At 56.6% G+C, this 18,069-nt stretch carries 15 protein-coding genes; 11 read left to right on the forward strand and 4 right to left on the reverse strand.

All coding sequences use genetic code 11. The annotated features are described in order from the left end of the window. Positions 1 to 116 precede the first annotated feature (116 nt). Positions 117 to 2,825: a DNA translocase FtsK gene (locus tag ASF69_RS13300; protein WP_062588201.1), complete on the reverse strand. Its 2,709-nt coding sequence runs from the start codon at positions 2,823 to 2,825 to the stop codon at positions 117 to 119. 313 nt (positions 2,826 to 3,138) lie between these two features. Between ASF69_RS13300 and ASF69_RS13305 the strand changes: the two genes are divergently transcribed. The 7 genes from ASF69_RS13305 to ASF69_RS13335 all read left to right on the forward strand — a co-directional run bounded on the left by ASF69_RS13305 (position 3,139) and on the right by ASF69_RS13335 (position 9,745). After that, positions 3,139 to 4,023: a dihydrodipicolinate synthase family protein gene (locus tag ASF69_RS13305; RefSeq protein WP_062588203.1), complete on the forward strand. Its 885-nt coding sequence runs from the start codon at positions 3,139 to 3,141 to the stop codon at positions 4,021 to 4,023. A 12-nt stretch (positions 4,024 to 4,035) separates the two neighbouring features. Beyond that, positions 4,036 to 4,695 carry a GntR family transcriptional regulator gene (locus ASF69_RS13310; protein WP_062588205.1) on the forward strand — a complete coding sequence of 220 codons (660 nt, stop codon included), beginning with the start codon at positions 4,036 to 4,038 and terminating at the stop codon, positions 4,693 to 4,695. 54 nt (positions 4,696 to 4,749) lie between these two features. Further along, positions 4,750 to 6,078 carry a sugar ABC transporter substrate-binding protein gene (locus ASF69_RS13315; RefSeq protein WP_062588206.1) on the forward strand — a complete coding sequence of 443 codons (1,329 nt, stop codon included), beginning with the start codon at positions 4,750 to 4,752 and terminating at the stop codon, positions 6,076 to 6,078. Then, the gene (locus ASF69_RS13320; protein ID WP_062588208.1) at positions 6,078 to 7,016 is read left to right on the forward strand and encodes a sugar ABC transporter permease; all 939 of its coding nucleotides are present in this window, start codon (positions 6,078 to 6,080) and stop codon (positions 7,014 to 7,016) included. The genes ASF69_RS13315 and ASF69_RS13320 overlap by 1 nt, the downstream gene beginning before the upstream one ends. Then, on the forward strand, positions 7,016 to 7,837 hold the full coding sequence (locus ASF69_RS13325) for a carbohydrate ABC transporter permease (protein WP_062588210.1): 822 nt from the start codon (positions 7,016 to 7,018) through the stop codon (positions 7,835 to 7,837). Before ASF69_RS13320 ends, ASF69_RS13325 begins: the two co-directional genes overlap by 1 nt. An 84-nt stretch (positions 7,838 to 7,921) precedes the next feature. Beyond that, positions 7,922 to 8,980, forward strand: a complete 1,059-nt coding sequence (gene ugpC, locus ASF69_RS13330; RefSeq protein ID WP_062588212.1) for a sn-glycerol-3-phosphate ABC transporter ATP-binding protein UgpC — start codon at positions 7,922 to 7,924, stop codon at positions 8,978 to 8,980. Between the two features lie 207 nt (positions 8,981 to 9,187). Further along, positions 9,188 to 9,745 carry a DUF6030 family protein gene (locus ASF69_RS13335; protein WP_062588214.1) on the forward strand — a complete coding sequence of 186 codons (558 nt, stop codon included), beginning with the start codon at positions 9,188 to 9,190 and terminating at the stop codon, positions 9,743 to 9,745. A gap of 110 nt (positions 9,746 to 9,855) precedes the next feature. On the opposite strand, the gene ASF69_RS13340 is transcribed toward ASF69_RS13335, so the two are convergent. Both ASF69_RS13340 and ASF69_RS13345 read right to left on the reverse strand, forming a co-directional pair. Beyond that, entirely contained in the window at positions 9,856 to 10,791 is a 936-nt protein-coding gene (locus tag ASF69_RS13340) for a dihydrodipicolinate synthase family protein (protein ID WP_062588216.1), read from the reverse strand. A gap of 113 nt (positions 10,792 to 10,904) precedes the next feature. After that, positions 10,905 to 11,624: a GntR family transcriptional regulator gene (locus tag ASF69_RS13345; RefSeq protein ID WP_062588217.1), complete on the reverse strand. Its 720-nt coding sequence runs from the start codon at positions 11,622 to 11,624 to the stop codon at positions 10,905 to 10,907. A 252-nt stretch (positions 11,625 to 11,876) separates the two neighbouring features. Between ASF69_RS13345 and ugpB the strand changes: the two genes are divergently transcribed. The 4 genes from ugpB (at position 11,877) to ASF69_RS13365 (ending at position 16,160) form a co-directional block, all read left to right on the forward strand. Continuing rightward, complete coding sequence (gene ugpB, locus ASF69_RS13350; RefSeq protein WP_062588219.1) at positions 11,877 to 13,181, forward strand: sn-glycerol-3-phosphate ABC transporter substrate-binding protein UgpB; 1,305 nt, start codon at positions 11,877 to 11,879, stop codon at positions 13,179 to 13,181. 195 nt (positions 13,182 to 13,376) lie between these two features. Then, positions 13,377 to 14,258, forward strand: a complete 882-nt coding sequence (gene ugpA, locus ASF69_RS13355; RefSeq protein ID WP_062588221.1) for a sn-glycerol-3-phosphate ABC transporter permease UgpA — start codon at positions 13,377 to 13,379, stop codon at positions 14,256 to 14,258. Between the two features lie 10 nt (positions 14,259 to 14,268). Continuing rightward, the gene (gene ugpE / locus ASF69_RS13360; protein ID WP_062588223.1) at positions 14,269 to 15,117 is read left to right on the forward strand and encodes a sn-glycerol-3-phosphate ABC transporter permease UgpE; all 849 of its coding nucleotides are present in this window, start codon (positions 14,269 to 14,271) and stop codon (positions 15,115 to 15,117) included. After that, positions 15,117 to 16,160 carry a sn-glycerol-3-phosphate import ATP-binding protein UgpC gene (locus tag ASF69_RS13365; protein WP_062588225.1) on the forward strand — a complete coding sequence of 348 codons (1,044 nt, stop codon included), beginning with the start codon at positions 15,117 to 15,119 and terminating at the stop codon, positions 16,158 to 16,160. Before ugpE ends, ASF69_RS13365 begins: the two co-directional genes overlap by 1 nt. Positions 16,161 to 16,183: 23 nt before the next feature. On the opposite strand, the gene ASF69_RS23800 is transcribed toward ASF69_RS13365, so the two are convergent. Continuing rightward, positions 16,184 to 17,929, reverse strand: coding sequence for an ATP-binding protein (locus ASF69_RS23800; protein ID WP_062588227.1), 1,746 nt, complete (start codon positions 17,927 to 17,929; stop codon positions 16,184 to 16,186). Positions 17,930 to 18,069 lie beyond the last annotated feature (140 nt).

Raw genomic sequence — 18,069 nt, forward strand, 5'->3', positions numbered from 1 at the left:
CAAGAGAGTGCCAGATGCAAAAAACCCGGCGATGACCTCGCCGGGTTTTTGAATTTCTGCAGGCAACTTGAACGACAGGGTGTTGCTATAGCGTGTCCAAATAACGAGGAGACACCCTAGTCGACAGCGCCCGGTACCTCACACACATCACGTTCACCCATGATGATCGATCGTTTGCCGACGTGATTGGCAGGGCCCACAATGCCTTCCTGTTCCATGCGCTCAACCAGCGAGGCAGCGCGGTTATAGCCGATCGAAAGGCGACGCTGGATATAGGAGGTCGAGCACTTCTTGTCGCGCAGCACAACCTTGACCGCCTTCTCGTACAGGTCGGCCGTATCGTCCTCACCCATGGCTGATTTGTCGAAGACAGCCGTGTCCTCTTCCTCAGCGTCATCGGCTTCATCCGCGTCTTCCGTGACGGTGCCGAGATATTCAGGACGGCCTTGCGTCTTCAGATGTGCGACGACCTTCTCGACCTCTTCGTCCGATACGAACGGTCCATGCACACGCGCTATGCGGCCGCCTCCAACCATGTGGAGCATGTCGCCCTGGCCCAGAAGATGCTCGGCACCCTGTTCACCCAGAATGGTGCGGCTGTCGATCTTCGATGTAACCTGAAACGAAATGCGCGTCGGGAAGTTGGCCTTAATGGTGCCGGTGATGACATCCACCGATGGGCGCTGTGTGGCCATGATGAGGTGAATACCCGCTGCACGCGCCATTTGGGCCAGACGCTGGATAGCGCCCTCGATCTCCTTGCCTGCGACCATCATGAGGTCGGCCATTTCGTCCACGATCACGACGATATAAGGCATCGCCGTCAGGTCCATTTCTTCCTGTTCGTAGACAGCCTCTCCCGTTGCACGATCAAAGCCGGTCTGGACGTTGCACATGACGGTTTCGCCCTTGGCGCGCGCCGATGCTGCACGGGCATTGTAGCCATCAATATTGCGCACACCCAGACGCGACATCTTGCGATAGCGGTCTTCCATCTCGCGAACCGCCCATTTCAGCGCCATGACGGCCTTCTTGGGATCGGTCACGACTGGCGTCAGCAGATGCGGAATTCCATCATAGACAGACAGTTCAAGCATCTTTGGATCGACCATGATGAGCCGGCACTCTTCCGGCTTCAGCCGGTAAAGCAAAGACAGGATCATCGTGTTGATCGCGACGGATTTGCCCGAGCCCGTGGTACCGGCAACAAGAAGGTGCGGCATCTTCGCCAGCTCGGCGACAACGGGCTCGCCACCAATTGTCTTGCCGAGGCAAAGCGCAAGCTTCATCCGCGTTTCCGCGTAATCAGGCGACTCGATCAGTTCACGGAAATAGACCGTTTCCCGAACCGGGTTCGGCAATTCGATGCCGATGACGTTGCGGCCCGGCACCACAGCCACGCGGGCGGAAAGTGCAGACATCGAGCGGGCAATATCATCCGACAAGCCGATAACGCGGGACGACTTGACACCGGGGGCAGGCTCGAACTCGTAAAGCGTCACGACCGGGCCAGGGCGAACATCGATGATCTCGCCCTTGATGCCAAAGTCTTCCAGAACACTTTCCAGCAGACCTGCGCTCTGCTCCAGTGCTTCAGGCGTCATTGTTGTCGTCTGCAGAACCTGCGGCTGTTGCAGAAGATCGATTGGTGGATACTCGTATTCGCCGTCGCTGAACACCGGCGCATCCAGAAACATCGGCTGATTGTTGTTGCGCGCGACCGTCCGCATTTCCCGTCGCGGCTCTATTACGGCAGCGGGTTGAACGGCCTGCACGAGAGGCTGCTCGGCTGGAGCGGCCGCGATCTGGGCCGGATCCTCCACAGGAGTCTCGCTATGGTGCGCTTCGGGCTGGGTGACCTCCGCCTCGGCAACCGCGCGGACCTCGACCTGCCGGTAGAGCGAAACGGGTGAATCAACTGATCTCGCAAAGACCGGCTTCTCGATGGTTGGTGGCAACTGGCGAATGACCTGGACCGGTTGTGGCCGGGGAGTGACTTTCGCCTGGGCGGGAACTGGCGGTACTGGCACGGCAGTCGCCACGCTGCTGGCCTTGATGCGGGCCAGTTCGGCAAGCCGCATCGGGCGCGAAGGCGGCAAAATGGCGTCACCCATATCGAGGCTCATGGCCTCCCAGAACATTTCATCCGACAATGCATCGGCAAAGGCGGGAACATCAAGCCTGGCCTGAACCGAAGCGCCTTGAGCGTCGGGGAAGCAGGCAACATCGATCTGCTCGTCAGACGACGTGGCAGAGGATGGAGCGTGTTCAACTGTCGTCGCCGCGTCAGCCGGAGCGGAGGCTTCCTGCTGTTGCTTCAAGGCAAGTTCGCGCCGCAAACGATATGTAAGCGCAAGCGCACCCGTTGCTCCCGGAGGTTGGGGAAGCACGGCTGGTTTTGCAATGCGGCGCTCTTCCTCTGTCAGCTTGGGCGCGGCAGGGCGATCGCTCTCCGGCCTGGCAGCGTGCGAGGGAGCGAATACCGCCTCATCCGCATCCGGTTTGGGGGAGGTGGCAGCTGTCGCCTGTTTTCCGGCAACGATATTTTGCGGAGTACGCGTAAACCGCACATTGGGCCCGAGAACAAAGGCGTTCTGCCACAGGGGCATCTCGTCGCGACCCTCAATAGCATTCGCAGCAATCTGGTCAGCGTTCCGACCCATAACGGCACGCTGGTCTGGCGTTAACGGAATCATTCCGCTGGCCCCATTTTGCGTTGCCTGCGGCTCCGCATCGGGCTGCTTCTGTCCCCTCTCTTCTATCGTATTGACGGAATTATTTAAATTCGAACGGGGAAAACGCATCACAGCCTGTACACTCATCATAAACGGACATTTGGCACAGCAAATGAGATAGAAAATAAAGGTTAATCACATATTGCCAAGAGCCTCCCAAAAGCCAATTTTAACAATCTTAATCTTCGCTGTGTCCCGTCAGACACGCTTTTCTAAAATGAGCTAACTGGGGAAAAACCCCTTTAAAGCCAGCGTTTTCCCAACTCAGCACTCCTTTTCCACGCAGACCCCGCGCCATTTTGTCCGACGATCAAAATCTTTCCACAGGACTGAGCACCATAGGCTTTACAACTAACATGTTAATGTCGTATCAAACGTTTGTCAGTTTTGGAGGAGCAGGCAATTGACTGGTAAATTCGGCCTATCGGCAGCACTTACGACACCGTTTTCGCAGGATCGAGCGATCGAGATCCCGACCATGATCGCTCAGGCCAAGCGTTCGCTGGCCGCGGGCTGCGATAGCGTTACCCTTTTCGGCACCACTGGCGAAGGCAGTTCGATCGGCACGAGAGAGCGGACCGAGATCCTTTCAGCTTTTCTGGATGCGGGCATTGCTGCCAACAAGCTAGTCACAGGCGTGCTGGTGGATTCGGCGCAGGATGCGGCAGACCAGGCGGGCGAAGCTCTCAAAGCCGGGGCGCGCAACATCCTTCTTGCACCTCCGTCCTATTTCAAGAACGTTAGTGACGAAGGCCTGTTTCAGTGGTTCTCATCCGTATTCCACCAGCTTGGCGATACCGGCCGGGACATTCTGGTTTATAATATTCCGTCCGTTACAGCGGTGGGACTTTCGGTAGAGCTCATCGGCCGCCTGCGCCACGCCTTTCCGGGCGTCGTCACAGGCGTAAAGGACTCCTCCGGCGATTGGCCCTATACGCAGCGCCTGCTTTCCGAGCATCGGGATCTCGTCATTCTGATTGGCGATGAACGGCATCTGGCACAGGGCGTTCGCCTTGGCGGACAGGGCGCGATTTCCGGCTGCGCCAACTTCCTGCCACAGGAAGTTCGGGCCATGGCTGTGGATGGCGTGGATGACAATCGGATCGTGGATCTGGTTGCAGAGCTGCTCAAGAACCCCGTGACACCGGCGGTCAAGGTTCTGGTTTCGCACGTCACGGGGGAAACAATCTGGCACACGGTTCGCCCTCCCCTGGTTTCCATTTCCGCTGAAAATTGTAAGAAGCTTCAGGCCGCATTCGATACTTTATTCAACAGGCAGGCGGCCTGAAAAGGGTGTTTCATGGACGAGACTGGCGAACAGACGACATTGCGGGAAAAGGCGTATGAGAGTTTTACGCACCACCTGCTTGCGCGCGATGTTCGCCCCGGCCAGTTTATATCCCAACGTCGTCTTGTGGAATTGACCGGGCTTCCGCTAGGGGCAATTCGTGAGGCCATACCACGGCTGGAAGCGGATGGGTTGATCAAGACCGTTCCCCAGCGCGGTCTTCAGGTCGCCCATATCGACATCAACCTGATCCGCGAAGCGTTTCAGTTTCGTATCTTCCTGGAAAAGGAAGCCGTTGCGATTTTTACCCGCACGGCTTCCGATGACACGATTGCAGAGATGATCTCCAATCACCGCAACATTGCCGAGGCCGCGCAAAGCGGAACGACATCGCCGGAACTGGATGCAAGAGCGCAGGCTATCGATTGGGGAATGCATGATGCCTTTATCGATTCACTTGGAAATTCCATCATTTCGAATGCGTACCGGGTAAATTCCATCAAGATGCGGCTGATCAACCAGGAGCGGTTTCGAATTGCAGGTCACGTCAAGTCGGTCATGGCCGAGCATCTGACCATTCTGGAGGCCATCGAGCAACGCTTGCCCGAGGAGGCGGCCGAAAGGCTGGTCGCCCATATCAGAAATGCGAGGGACAGGGCTCTCGCGGTCTAAAAAAACAATCGGCCGGGGGTGAGGAGATTTTCGGCCACACAAGAGGAGGAAAACATGACATACTCTCTGCTTAATCCTACACGTCGTGCCTTCATGGCTGGAACGGCAGCCATTGCCGGTACCGCGGCATTCGGCATTCGTCCCGCCTCGGCAGCGGTTGACTGGAAGAAACACGCCGGGACCACGCTCGAGGTCAATCTCGTCAAAAGCCCGCGCAGCGAAACACTGCTGAAATACATCAAGGAATTCGAGGAACTGACCGGCATCAAGGTCAATGCCGAGGCGACGCCTGAACAGCAGCAACGCCAGAAGGTCGTGATCGAGCTGTCTTCCGGCAGACCGAGCTTCGATGTGGTCCACCTGAGCTACCACGTGCAGAAGCGCCAGTTCGAAAAAGGCAAATGGCTGGCCGATATCAGTGGCTTCCTGAAAGATCCGACACTCACCGACCCTTCGCTGACCGAGAGTGATTTTGCCGAAGCGGGAATGCAGTTCGCCAAGGATAGCGATGGCGTCCTCCGCTCGCTGCCCTTCTCCGTGGATTACTGGATCCTCTACTGGAACAAGGAACTGTTCGAAGCCAAGGGCCTGAAGTATCCACAGACCTTCGATGAACTTGTTGCCGCCGCAGAAGCGATCACCGACCCGTCGACCAACACCTACGGCTTCGTGGCGCGCGGATTGAAGAACGCCAACACGCCCGTCTGGACATCGCTGATGCTGGGCTATGGCGCAGCTCCCATCGTAAACGGCAAGATCGACACCACGACGCGTGAAGCTGTCGAGGCCGCAAAGCTTTACCAGCGGCTGATGACGAAGTCGGCCCCTCCGGGTGTTTCCGGCTTCAACTGGGCCGAAGCGCAATCCGCCTTCCTCCAGGGCAAGATCGGCATGTGGTTTGATGGTGTCGGCTTTGCTCCCCCCATCGAAAACCCGGAAAAGTCACGCGTCGTCGGCAAGGCCGGTTACGGTGTCATGCCAAAGGGTCCGGCCCAGCAGGCTGCAGGCACCTTCGGTGATGGACTTGGCGTCGTTGAAGCCTCCACCAAGAAAGAGGCCGCTTACCTGTTCTGCCAATGGGCCATTTCGCATGAAATGGGTGCACGTCTGTTGCAGGCAGGTGCGGGCGTACCGTTCCGCCAGTCCATTTTGGAAGACGCGAAGGTTCGCGAAGGCGTCAAGATGCCTGCCGAATGGCTGGACGCCGTCGTCGGTTCCGGCAAGGTGTCCAAGCTTGCCCTTCCCGTCATCATTCCCGTTACCGAGTTCCGCGATATCTATGGCGTTGGTCTCACCAACATGATCGGCGGGGCAGACCCGGAAACCGAACTCAAGAAGGCGACCGAGCAGTTCGCACCTGTTCTGGCACGCAGCGAGGGATAATGGTGTCCGTCAGCATCGAAACTGCCGCGTCGGCAAAAACAATCAGCAGAAGGAGCAAGCCCACGCGGCTTGCTCCCAACTACTGGCCTTTCGTCATTCCCGCACTCGTCGTCATTGCAGCGGTCATCGTGTTTCCGTGGGTGTTCACACTCTGGATGAGCGCGCAGCGCTGGACGCTGGGTCAGGAGCAGAGCTTCATCGGCTTGGACAATTATATTCGTCTGGCCAGCGATGCGCGGTTCTGGGAATCACTCTGGCACACGCTGGTCTATACGACGCTGTCAGTTGTCGCGCCTCTGTTTCTCGGTACGCTGGCAGCACTTCTGTTCGATGCGCAATTCCCATTGCGCGGCTTCCTGCGCGGCGTCTTCGTCATGCCCATGATGGCAACTCCGGTGGCCATCGCGCTGGTCTGGACCATGATGTTCCACCCGCAGCTGGGTGTGCTGAATTATCTGCTCTCGCTCATCGGCATCGGCCCGCTGGAGTGGATCTACAACCAATCCACGGTGATCCCGTCTCTGGTCCTCGTGGAAACGTGGCAGTGGACACCGCTTGTCATGCTCATCGTCCTTGGCGGCCTTGCCGCTGTGCCCCGTGAACCCTACGAAAGCGCTGAAATCGACGGCGCCAATGCCTGGCAGAAATTCCGCTACCTGACCATGCCTATGATTGCGCCGTTTCTGATGATTGCGGTCATCATCCGCTCCATCGATGCCGTCAAAAGCTTCGACATCATCTACGCGATGACGCAGGGCGGGCCCGGCACGGCCTCGGAAACCATCAACATCTATCTCTACAACACAGCCTTCGCCTATTACGATATTGGCTACGGCTCAGCCATGGCTGTCGTTTTCTTCATCGTCATCATTGCCCTGTCCTTCGTGCTTCTAATGGTGCGCGCAAGAACACAGTGGAACGAGATGGAGTCCCGCTGATGAAACGCAAGACACTCGACCGCATCGGCCTGTTTTTCGTGGCACTGGTCATGATCTCGCCGGTCATTCTTTTCTTCATCTGGATGATTTCACTGTCCTTGAAATACGAGATCGACAACGGCGCCTACCCGCCCATCCTCATCCCGGAACGCTTCGCATGGTCGAATTACGTGAAGGTCTTCGAGGAGAACAACTTCTTCCTCTATTTCTGGAATTCTGTTCTGGTCACGGGGGCAGCGACCTTTCTTGCGCTCGTCATCGGCGTTCCCGCAGGTTACGGCATTGCGCGATTGAAGGCCGAAAAGGCAGCCATCGTCATTATGATTGCACGCATGACGCCCGGCCTCTCCTTTCTCATTCCGCTGTTTTTGCTGTTCCAATGGCTGAACCTGCTCGGCACGCTCTGGCCACAGATCATCATCCATCTCGTCGTTACTGTTCCGATCGTCGTCTGGATCATGATCGGCTATTTCGAGACGACGCCGAAGGAGCTCGAAGAAGCCGCCAGCATGGATGGTGCCTCTTCGTGGCAGGTTTTCCGGCTTGTGGCACTGCCCATCGCAAAGCCCGGCATCGTCGTGTCATTCATTCTCGCCGTCATCTTCTCCTGGAACAACTTTGTCTTCGGCATCGTGCTGGCAAGTCGTGAAACGCGCACCCTGCCCGTCGCCGTCTACAACATGCTGTCCTTCGAGCAGGTCAGTTGGGGGCCGCTTGCGGCGGCGGCTCTGATCGTCACCCTGCCGGTTCTGTTGCTGACGATGTTTGCGCAAAAACAGATCGTTGCGGGCCTTACCGCTGGCGCCGTCAAGGGCGGCTGAACCACCTCTTTTGCTTAACGCAGCTCCGAACGCAAAACCGCTTGGCATCTTTGCCGGAATTGCTTTCATCACGGGATCAAAACCATGGCAACGGTCAATATTCAAAATGTTCAAAAGCGCTTCGGCGCAGTCAACGTCATCCACGGCATCGACATCGATATTGCAGATGGTGAATTCGTGGTCCTCGTCGGACCATCGGGATGCGGGAAATCGACCCTGTTGCGGATGATCGCGGGACTGGAAGAGGTGAGCGATGGCCAAATCCACATCGGCGCGCGTGAGGTCAGCAACCTGCCTGCGCGAGATCGCGATATCGCAATGGTGTTCCAGAATTATGCGCTTTATCCGCATATGACGGTCAAGGACAATATGGGCTTTGCCTTAAAGCTCAAGAAGGTCAGCGCTGATGAGACCGCCGCCAAGGTCAACAAGGCGGCTGGCATTCTGGGTCTGGACAAATTGCTAGACCGATACCCGCGCCAGCTTTCCGGCGGCCAACGCCAGCGCGTTGCCATGGGCCGCGCTCTGGTGCGCGATCCGCAGGTCTTCCTCTTCGATGAACCGCTATCCAACCTCGACGCCAAGCTGCGTGTGCAGATGCGCGGCGAGATAAAGGCCCTGCACCAGCGCATCGGCACCACAACAATCTACGTTACGCATGACCAGGTGGAAGCCATGACCATGGCCGACAAGATTGTCGTCCTGCATGATGGCGTCATCGAGCAGATCGGCGCACCGCTGGAACTCTATGACCGGCCCGCAAACCTGTTTGTCGCAGGCTTCATCGGCTCCCCCGCCATGAACTTTATCAGGGGCCGGGTCGAAGAAGGCGTGTTCCGTACGACCAAGGGGCTGACCCTGCCCTTGCCACAGACTGCGGACCCCGCAGAACTTGGCGGTCGTGACCTTGTTTACGGCATCCGCCCGGAGCATATCCGCGTTGCCGAAAACGGCATCTCCGGGCGCGTCGAACTGGTGGAGGGCACCGGTTCCGAAATCTACGCCAAGCTGGACTGCATGGGCGAAGATATTGCCTGCCTGTTCCGCGAGCGGCTGGATATCCGTTTTGGCGATACGGTCAGCATTGCCGTCGATCCGGCTTCGGTGCATCTTTTCGACAGGGAAACAGGCAAGCGCATCTGACAAAGCTGAGTGAAACAAAAGGCGGATAGCATGAGCTGCAACGAGCACGGCCATGCTGCCTGCGCGACCTTGGGTCCGCAAACACCAACACTTGCGCTTCGCCAAACAAACTCTGCGGCAGCTTACGCGAAGTTTAGTGATTTTTTGGCCAGACACCTGTAATGACCACCCATGGGTATGAATCATACAGGGGCCTGCGCGGGGCGAATGGCGAGATCATTCATACTGCTCCTTATTCTGTGTCTCAACGCGACGCTTGCCAACGCAACCGTCGTTGATGGTGCACGGCCGCAGCAAACGCCCAAAGTTGGAAGCCTGAAATCCGGAAGACTCCTTGGTGCACGACCAGCAACCCGTTTCGATGAGAATAGGTGTCGTGGCCTTGCTGATCTGGGTGCGGGAGAACGGCCAGCCTTCCTGGCGCGAGAAAGCGGCGAATGGGAGTGCAGCTACCTCATCGATTATCCGGAAACCTCGCACCAGCCCTCCGTTTTCGTGGTGATCCGTGGTGTGAAGGCCGAAGTGTGGAGCAATTTCAGGCTCAAGCTTAATTTTGGCTCTGTCCTGTCGCGTCAGGAACTGGCGTCTCAGGCCGCACAGCTGGTTCAGGCAATTGTTGGGGAGCGCATCCACGTCAAGGATCTAGCCGCGATGCTGGCCGCTCAAAAAGACTTCACCATCGCGTTCGGCAATATCGAGTTCGTATACAAGCGTGAGCGGATGGACGAAACGCGTTTCAATCTGACGGGAACTGTTGCGAACTAAGACCAATATCGATGGCGCCAACAGGCCCGCCGGAAGGCAAGATGCGCCCGAAAAGGCGCATCCATTCCATTCCATTCTATTCTATTCTATTCTATTCCAGACAGAACTGATCAGTTTGGATAGCGTGAGGAATACCAGCTTTTAAACAGCGTGAACTGGTTCTCGATCTGGCGACGCTGCGAGTCGCTGAGCGCATCGCTTTCATTGAAGTGCAGGCTGTATTCGCTCTCACCTTTGAGCACCATCAGGTACTTGTAGTGCAAGACGAGGTCTGGGCCTTCATCATAGGTGGACAGGACAGTCAGCGCCTCTTCCAGTTCACGAGCATCGCGGCGAGCGGCTGCATCACCCTTGGCAGCTTTTTCGCAAAGGGAGACGAGATGCAGGACTTCTTTCGGCAAGGCATTGCCGATGCCGGTGATGGCGCCGCCCGCTCCGCAGTTGACAAAGCCGTGGTAAACCCCGGTATCGACGCCCACCATCAAGGTCAGGTCGTCATCACCTGAGGTGATGTTTTCTGCCGCATAGGTCATGTCGGCCTTGCCACCGAATTCCTTGAAGCCAATCAGGTTGGAGTAACGCGAGCGGAGATCGAAGAAGAGGTCGGCGCGCGTGGCAAAGCCATAATAGGGGCTGTTGTAGATAACGGCGGGAAGTCCGTTGGCAGCTTCCAGAATAGCGGAAAAATGTGCTTTTTGCGCAGCGGTTGATGACCCACGAGACAGAACCCGCGGAATGACCATCAAGCCCTTGGCGCCAACCTTGGCAGCATGTGCCGCATGGCTGACAGCAGATTTCGTGTTGATCGCTCCCGTTCCAACGATGACGGGAACACCGGCTTCAGCCAGCCGACGCACGCCCTCCTGCCGTTGCTCATCCGTCAGCAGCGGCCAGTCGCCCATGGAACCGCAGTAGACAACCGCCGACATGCCAGCAGCGATCAGCTCCTTACCCTTTTTAACGAGCGAGTCGAAATCAGGGGTGCGGTCTGCCTTGCAGGGCGTCATAAGCGCTGGAATACAGCCAGTAAAAATGGAATCTGCCATGTTTGTCGCCTTGCTGAAGCTGGGGCCGCGGCCCGATCAATCGTGCAAGGGTCCTAACACGGCATCGCCAACTTGTCGACAAATAAAATACAGAGCGTGCGTCCCAGATGGCTTCACAGGGAAAGGCTGAGACTTTCCCGGCCATCTGCGGCAATATAGGATCGTATTTGCTGGACGATCTGGTCCGCGTGCTCACGCGCAATTCTGTCGGCGCCTTGAATGTCACGCTCGACGATGACCTTGATCATGTCTTCATGCTCGGTGACATATTGGCGAGGCAAGAGGTCATTGAACGAGGAATAATAGAGGCGAAGAATGCGACGCCCCTCGTCCAGCAGCCGCGTGAAAAGCTCCGTGTAATATCGGTTTCCGCCTGCCACGGCGATTGCAATATGGAAATCCCGGTTGGTAGAGATCATGGCGAGCACATCCCTCTGGGTGACGGCCGTTTCGAATGCCTGTTGCAGCGCCCTGATTTTTACAATGTCATCTTCGCTGTGCCGGGCGGCAGCCAGCCTTGTGGTTACCCGGTACAGGAGCGTCAAGGCATCGAAGAACTCGGGCAGGCCCAGAAAATCGATCTGCGAGACGATGGTCGCGCGGTTCGTCAATGTGGTGATCAAACCTTCCGCCGCCAGTTTGACCAGCGCCTCGCGAATGGGTGTTCTGGAAAGCTCGAAACGTTCCGAAAGCTGGACTTCGTCGATCGGGCTGCCTGGAGCAAGTCTCAGTTCGATGATCTCATTGCGAAGCGTTTCATAGACGGTTGAAACCCCAAAACCCCTGCGGTGCGTCTGCTTTTCCTTTTCGTCCAGCTTTTCGCTCGCAGCCATATCAATCCCGTCTCCGCAATCACATCGATATGTCCATTTACGATATTCCCGCCCAGAACAAAATCCCAACGGGCAGCCACAGTCCTTCTTCACGACCATTTCCAGTGAGTTTCCGTTATTTTCACTGGCGCTAATGTGCATAGCCGTCGAATCGATGAAAAAAGGGTTGCGGCTACTGGATTAAGTGAGCAAAGAGTAACGAGGCGATTCCGGTCGCTTCGTAATTGCGTTCATGGTCAGGGAGGAAATTCCATGAAAGTCGTTCTCGCGTCTGTTACAGCCGCTGCTACTGCTCTGCTGATGGCATCAAGTGCCATGGCCGCTACGGAAATCCAGTGGTGGCACGCCATGACTGGCGCGAACAACGAAGTTGTCGAGCAGCTTTCAAAAGAATTCAACGAAAGCCAGTCCAACTACAAGATCATGCCGGTTTTCAAGGGCACCTATGGTGAAACGCTCAATGCGGGCATCGCAGCGTTTCGCGCCAAGCAGCCTCCTGCCATCATTCAGGTCTTTGATGCCGGCAGCGGTGTGATGATGGGCGCGCAGGGCGCAATCGTCCCGGTTGCTGACGTGCTGGAGAAGGGTGGCTACAAATTCAACAAGGCAGACTACCTGCCCGGTATCGTCGCCTATTATTCGAAGCCAGACGGCACCATGCTGTCCTTCCCGTATAATTCGTCATCGCCTATTCTTTATTACAACAAGGACATCTTCACCAAGGCTGGCCTGAACGCCGACAATCCGCCAAAGACATGGCCTGAAGTGTTCGAAGCCGCAAAGAAGATCAAGTCGAGCGGCGCGGCGCCATGCGGCTTTACCTCCACTTGGCTGACATGGATTCAGACCGAAAACTTCGCAGCCTGGAACAACCTTTCCTATGGCAGCAATGAGAACGGATTGGCCAGCACGGACGTGAAACTGGCATTCAACGCAGAGCCCTTCGTCAAGCATTTCCAGGCGATTGCGGATTTGGCCAAGGATGGAACCTTCCGTTATGGCGGTCGCACATCGGAAGCCAAGCAGCTCTTCACATCAAGCGAATGCGGCATTCTCACGGAATCCTCGGGCGGTCTGGGCGATATCGTGAAGAGCGGCATGAACTACGGCATCGGCCAGCTTCCTTACTACGAAGGCGAAGGCCGTCCGCAGAACACCATTCCCGGCGGCGCGAGCCTTTGGGTCTTCGGCGGAAAGTCCGACGACGAATACAAGGGCACTGCGGAATTCTTCCACTTCCTGTCCCAGACCAAGATCCAGGCGCGCCTGCATCAGGTGTCCGGCTATATGCCTGTCACGCTTGCAGCCTATGAGGACACGAAGTCATCCGGCTTCTACCAGAAGAACCCGGCACGCGAAACGCCGCTTCTGCAGATGATGGGCAAGCCGCCGACAGAAAACTCAAAGGGTGTCCGTCTCGTCAATCTCCCGCAGGTTCGAGACATCATGAACGAAGAGTTTGAAAACATGCTGGCTGGCAAGCAGGACGCCAAGGCCGCCCTGGACAAGGCAGTCGAACGCGGAAACGCTGCCATCAAGCAGGCAATCGGTCGATAAACCAGCCTGATATTACAGCAGGTACAAGCGTATCTGCGATGAACTGGAACGGTCTGGAATAAATATTCCACACCGTTCCATATGTTCCAAATCTGCCTATGGCGATGTCGTCTTCACCGGTCAAGCGTTCAGATCCTTACGGGATCGAGGTCGCGGCTTCATCGGCTTGCCAGCATCGCCTCAAAGGAGCCCGACGTGCAAAGCGTTGTCTTTCCCAACAAGATTCTTCCCTATTTTCTGGTCGCACCGCAGATTGTGCTCACCGTCATTTTCTTCTTCTGGCCCGCGAGCCAGGCGTTGTACCAATCGGCAATGCGGGAAGATCCTTTCGGCCTTCAAAGCAGCTTCGTCGGCCTTGCCAACTTCTCGGACATCCTTTCCGACCCGAACTATCTGCACGCCCTACAGGTGACCGTCGTCTTCAGCATCGCAACGGCGCTTCTGTCGATGGGCGTGGCACTTCTGCTTGCCACAGCCGCTGATCTTGTCGTGCGAGGAAAGAATTTTTACCGCACCATGATGATCATCCCCTATGCCGTGGCGCCTGCAGTTGCCGGTATGCTCTGGCTGTTCATGTTCAATCCCGCCATGGGCACCCTCGCCTACATCTTGCGCCGCAATGGCATTGCCTGGGATCCGTTGCTGGACGGTAATCAAGCCATGACACTGGTTGTTGCCGCTGCTGCATGGAAACAGATCAGCTACAACTTCCTGTTCTTCGTGGCCGGTCTGCAGGCTATCCCGAAATCACTGCTGGAAGCGGCTGCCATCGACGGTGCGCGCGGTGCCCGGAGATTCTGGACGATCATCTTTCCGCTTCTAGCGCCGACGACGTTCTTTCTGCTTGTCGTCAACACCGTCTACGCCTTCTTCGACACGTTCGGCATCATTCATTCGGTCACCGGCGGTGGCCCCGCCAAAGCTACGGAAACGCTTGTTTACAAGGTGTACAACGACGGCTTCGTCAATCTCAATCTCGGCTCGTCTGCGGCTCAATCCGTTGTGTTGATGATCATCGTCATCGCGCTCACGGCATTCCAGTTCCGCTTCGTCGAGCGACGCGTGCATTACGGTTGAGGGACAGACAATGATTCAGAACCGCCCCATAGCAACCTTGATGGCGCATTTGATGCTCATCCTCGGCATCATCATCGTCGCATTTCCGATCTACTACACATTCATCGCGTCTTCAGCGACATCCACCGATATCCTGCGACCACCACTTTCGCTTCTGCCCAGCGGACACCTCGTGGAAAACTATCACGAAGCCATTTCCGGCGGCGTTGAACGGGTGGTTGGGGTCAGTCTGGAACGACTTCTCTTCAACAGCTTCGTCGTTGCCATCGCAATTGCGGTTGGCAAGATCGTGATCTCGTTTCTTTCTGCCTTCGCGATCGTCTTCTTTCGCTTCCCATTCCGCATGGGCTTCTTCTGGATGATCTTCGTCACCCTCATGTTGCCGGTGGAAGTCCGTATTCTGCCGACCTACAAGGTGATCGTCGATCTGGGCCTGCTCAATTCCTATGCCGGGCTGACCTTGCCTTTGATGGCATCGGCGACCGCAACATTCCTGTTTCGTCAGTTCTTCCTGACGATCCCCGGGGAGATGGTCGAGGCGGCCCGCATCGACAATGCCGGACCTTTCCGCTTCATGCGCGATATCCTGCTTCCGCTTTCAACGACCAATATAGCGGCTCTTTTCGTGATCCTCTTCATCTACGGCTGGACGCAATATTTGTGGCCGCTTCTGGTAACGGATCGCGCCGAAATGAACACAATCATAATTGGCCTGCGCCGCATGGTGGATTTTGCCGATGCCTCAACACCCTGGAACTACGTGATGGTCACGGCCATCCTTGCGATCATTCCTCCGGTTCTCGTCGTGGTGTTGATGCAGCGCTGGTTTGTAAAAGGCTTGGTGGAGACTGAAAAGTAATGGCAACTATCGAACTCAAGGACGTCCGCAAGGTCTATGGCGGCAATGTCGAGGCGATCAAAGGTGTTTCGCTGAGCATTCAGGATGGCGAAATGATTGTCCTCGTGGGCCCATCCGGCTGCGGAAAATCGACGCTTTTGCGCATGGTTGCCGGGCTGGAAAGCATCAGCGGCGGAGATGTCCATATTGCCGGCAAACGCGTCAACGATCTGGAGCCAGCAGAACGCGACATCGCCATGGTGTTCCAGAACTACGCGCTCTACCCGCACATGACGGTGCGCCAGAACCTAGCCTATGGTTTGAAAAACCGGAACACACCGAAGGACGAGATCGATCGGCGCATCACCGAGGCGGCACGTGCGCTGGAAATCGAGCAGTTCCTTGAACGCAAGCCGCGCCAGCTTTCCGGTGGCCAGCGCCAACGTGTTGCCATGGGGCGTGCGATCGTGCGCAAGCCATCGGCATTCCTGTTCGATGAGCCTCTGTCGAACCTCGATGCAAAGCTTCGCGTCCAGATGCGCGTCGAAATCCGCCGTTTGCAGCGCTCGCTGGCGACAACCAGCATCTATGTGACCCACGACCAGATGGAGGCCATGACGCTTGCAGACCGGCTTGTCGTTCTCAACGCCGGGCGCATCGAGCAGGTTGGAACACCCATTGAACTCTATGAAAAGCCAGCAACCAGCTTCGTGGCAACCTTCATCGGTTCCCCCTCGATGAACCTGTTGCCGCTCGACGGGGCGGTATGGAAAGCGCCTGATAACGCGATGATCCCGTCAAGCGCAAAGACAATCGGTATCCGCCCGGAAGATATCGTCATTGCCGATGCAACGTCGAGCAGCCCCTTCAAGATCGATGTCGAGGTTGCCGCGGTTGAGTTGGTAGGAGCAGAAAGCTACGTTCACGGGGAGATGGCCGATGGCAGCGCCATCGTTTTCCGGGTACCGGGCCGCTCTGCAATAGAGATCGGGGAAAAGCTGAGAATAACCGCCGACCCGGCGCGTTTCCACCTTTTCGACAGCGAAGGACGGCGTCTCGACTGAGGCGCCATCAACGTCGTTGACCGTCAGGCTGCGGAAACAGGCATTTCGAAGGTAAAGCGGGTTTCCGCGTGGTCGGAATGAACGGTAATCGTGCCCTTATGCGCCTTGGCGATTTCGGAAGCGATATAGAGCCCTAGCCCCAGCCCCTGCATATTGGGGCGCACATCGCCTCGCCGGAATGGTTGGAACAGTTTTTCCATCGTGTCCGGCGGGATCGGCTCGCCCTGATTGCTGACCGACAGACGCAGCAATCCATCCGCCAGAGCTCCCGTGACCGTTATGGGCCCATCTTCAACGCCATGCGTCAAAGCGTTCGAGACAAGATTGGAAAACATCTGGGCGATCCGCAAGCGGTCTATGCGCATTGGCGTCGAAAGGTTGACGTTGATGTCGATCTTTCGCTCGGGATGAGCCACAAGAAGTTCGTCTATGACATGTGAAAGGGTGGTTGCGACATCGTGTTCGCCAAGGTCGAGCGAAATGCCGCCGCCCAGCCGTGCGCGTGCCAGGTCCATGACATTATCCACCAGACCTCCCATGCGCCCTATGCTTGCCTTCATCAATTTCAGGATAAGCGGACTACGCTCAGTCCATCCTTCCTTGATAAGGCGCGAGGTGCCAGCGTCCACGGCAGCGATCGGGTTGCGCAGGTCATGGCCCAGCACCGCGATGAATTGTTCGCGCAATTCGGACACTTGCCGCTCACGCTCAAGCGATTGCTCGGCCACTTTCAGCCTTTCATCCGCATCGAGATGGTGTCCGATCAGTTCCGCAAAAAGCCTCAAGGCACCGAGTACCTGGGGATTGTTCACCTTGGCAGGCTTGGGGTCGATGGCACAAAGAGAACCAAAAAACTGACCGTTGGAAAGGATAATCGGCACGGAGATGTAACTGCGCAATCCATAAATACGCGGCGTGTGATGATCCTTGTACAACGGATCGACTTCGGCATCGTCAAACACCACCGCCTCGCGATGATCGCGGATTTCATTGCACAATGTACTTTCAATCGGCAATTCATCCCCGGGCTTCAGGCCAAAACCAAAATGATCGACCGACAGGCAGGTAATCCATCTGTCTTTCGTGACGCGCGCGACAGCGGCGAAGCCCATGCCTGTCATGCGCAGGACAACATCCAGAATGACCGGGACCGCACTGATGCCAGCGACGCGTTCCACATCCTTCGACAAATCACCCGGGTCATCGCTGTAATCAGGCAAGAGGCTGCGCGCCTGTGCCAGATCGTTCGAAAGCGATCCGATCAGATCAACGGTTTCAAAAGCCGAAGCTGCTGCACTGGCCAACGCCTCCAACGTATCGATTTCCCACTGAGTAGCCTCATAGGGATGCGACCAATAAGCACCGATAGCGCCCGTAGCACCGCCAGGATTGTCGGCACCGACGGGTGCCATGATCAAGGCTTTGACGAATGTGCCTGAATAAAGGTCTTGAGGGACACGTTCATCCTTGGAGACATCAGGAACGACCGCAGTCTTTCTGTTCGACATAGCCCAGCCGCTGATGCAGGAGGCGACCGGAAATTTCCGCCCTTTCCAAAGCGGGCCGATGGCGTCTTCCTCGATGTAATGGCAAAGATCGCGATCTCGACGGATGATTGCAATGCCGTCACAACCCACCAGGCCTCGGGCAGAGGCGCGCACAGTTTCGACAACCTCTTCACGTTTCCGCGCCCGTGCAATTCTTGCAATGGCTTCAGTCAGACCCGAAAGAGATGTTATATTGGTGGATGCGAAATCCTGCAGTGCCATATCGTTCTACTTTCCCGGAACTATGGCCGTGTTGCGTGAGACGTTAGCACTTTCCCACATGTCCGCAAGTAGGGTAAATGCATTAGTTCTCACGGGCAAACGAGCGGAAATTGGCATTAGCCCTAGAAAATCAAAGCCTC

The organism is Rhizobium sp. Leaf311 (assembly GCF_001423445.1).
GTDB lineage: Bacteria > Pseudomonadota > Alphaproteobacteria > Rhizobiales > Rhizobiaceae > Agrobacterium.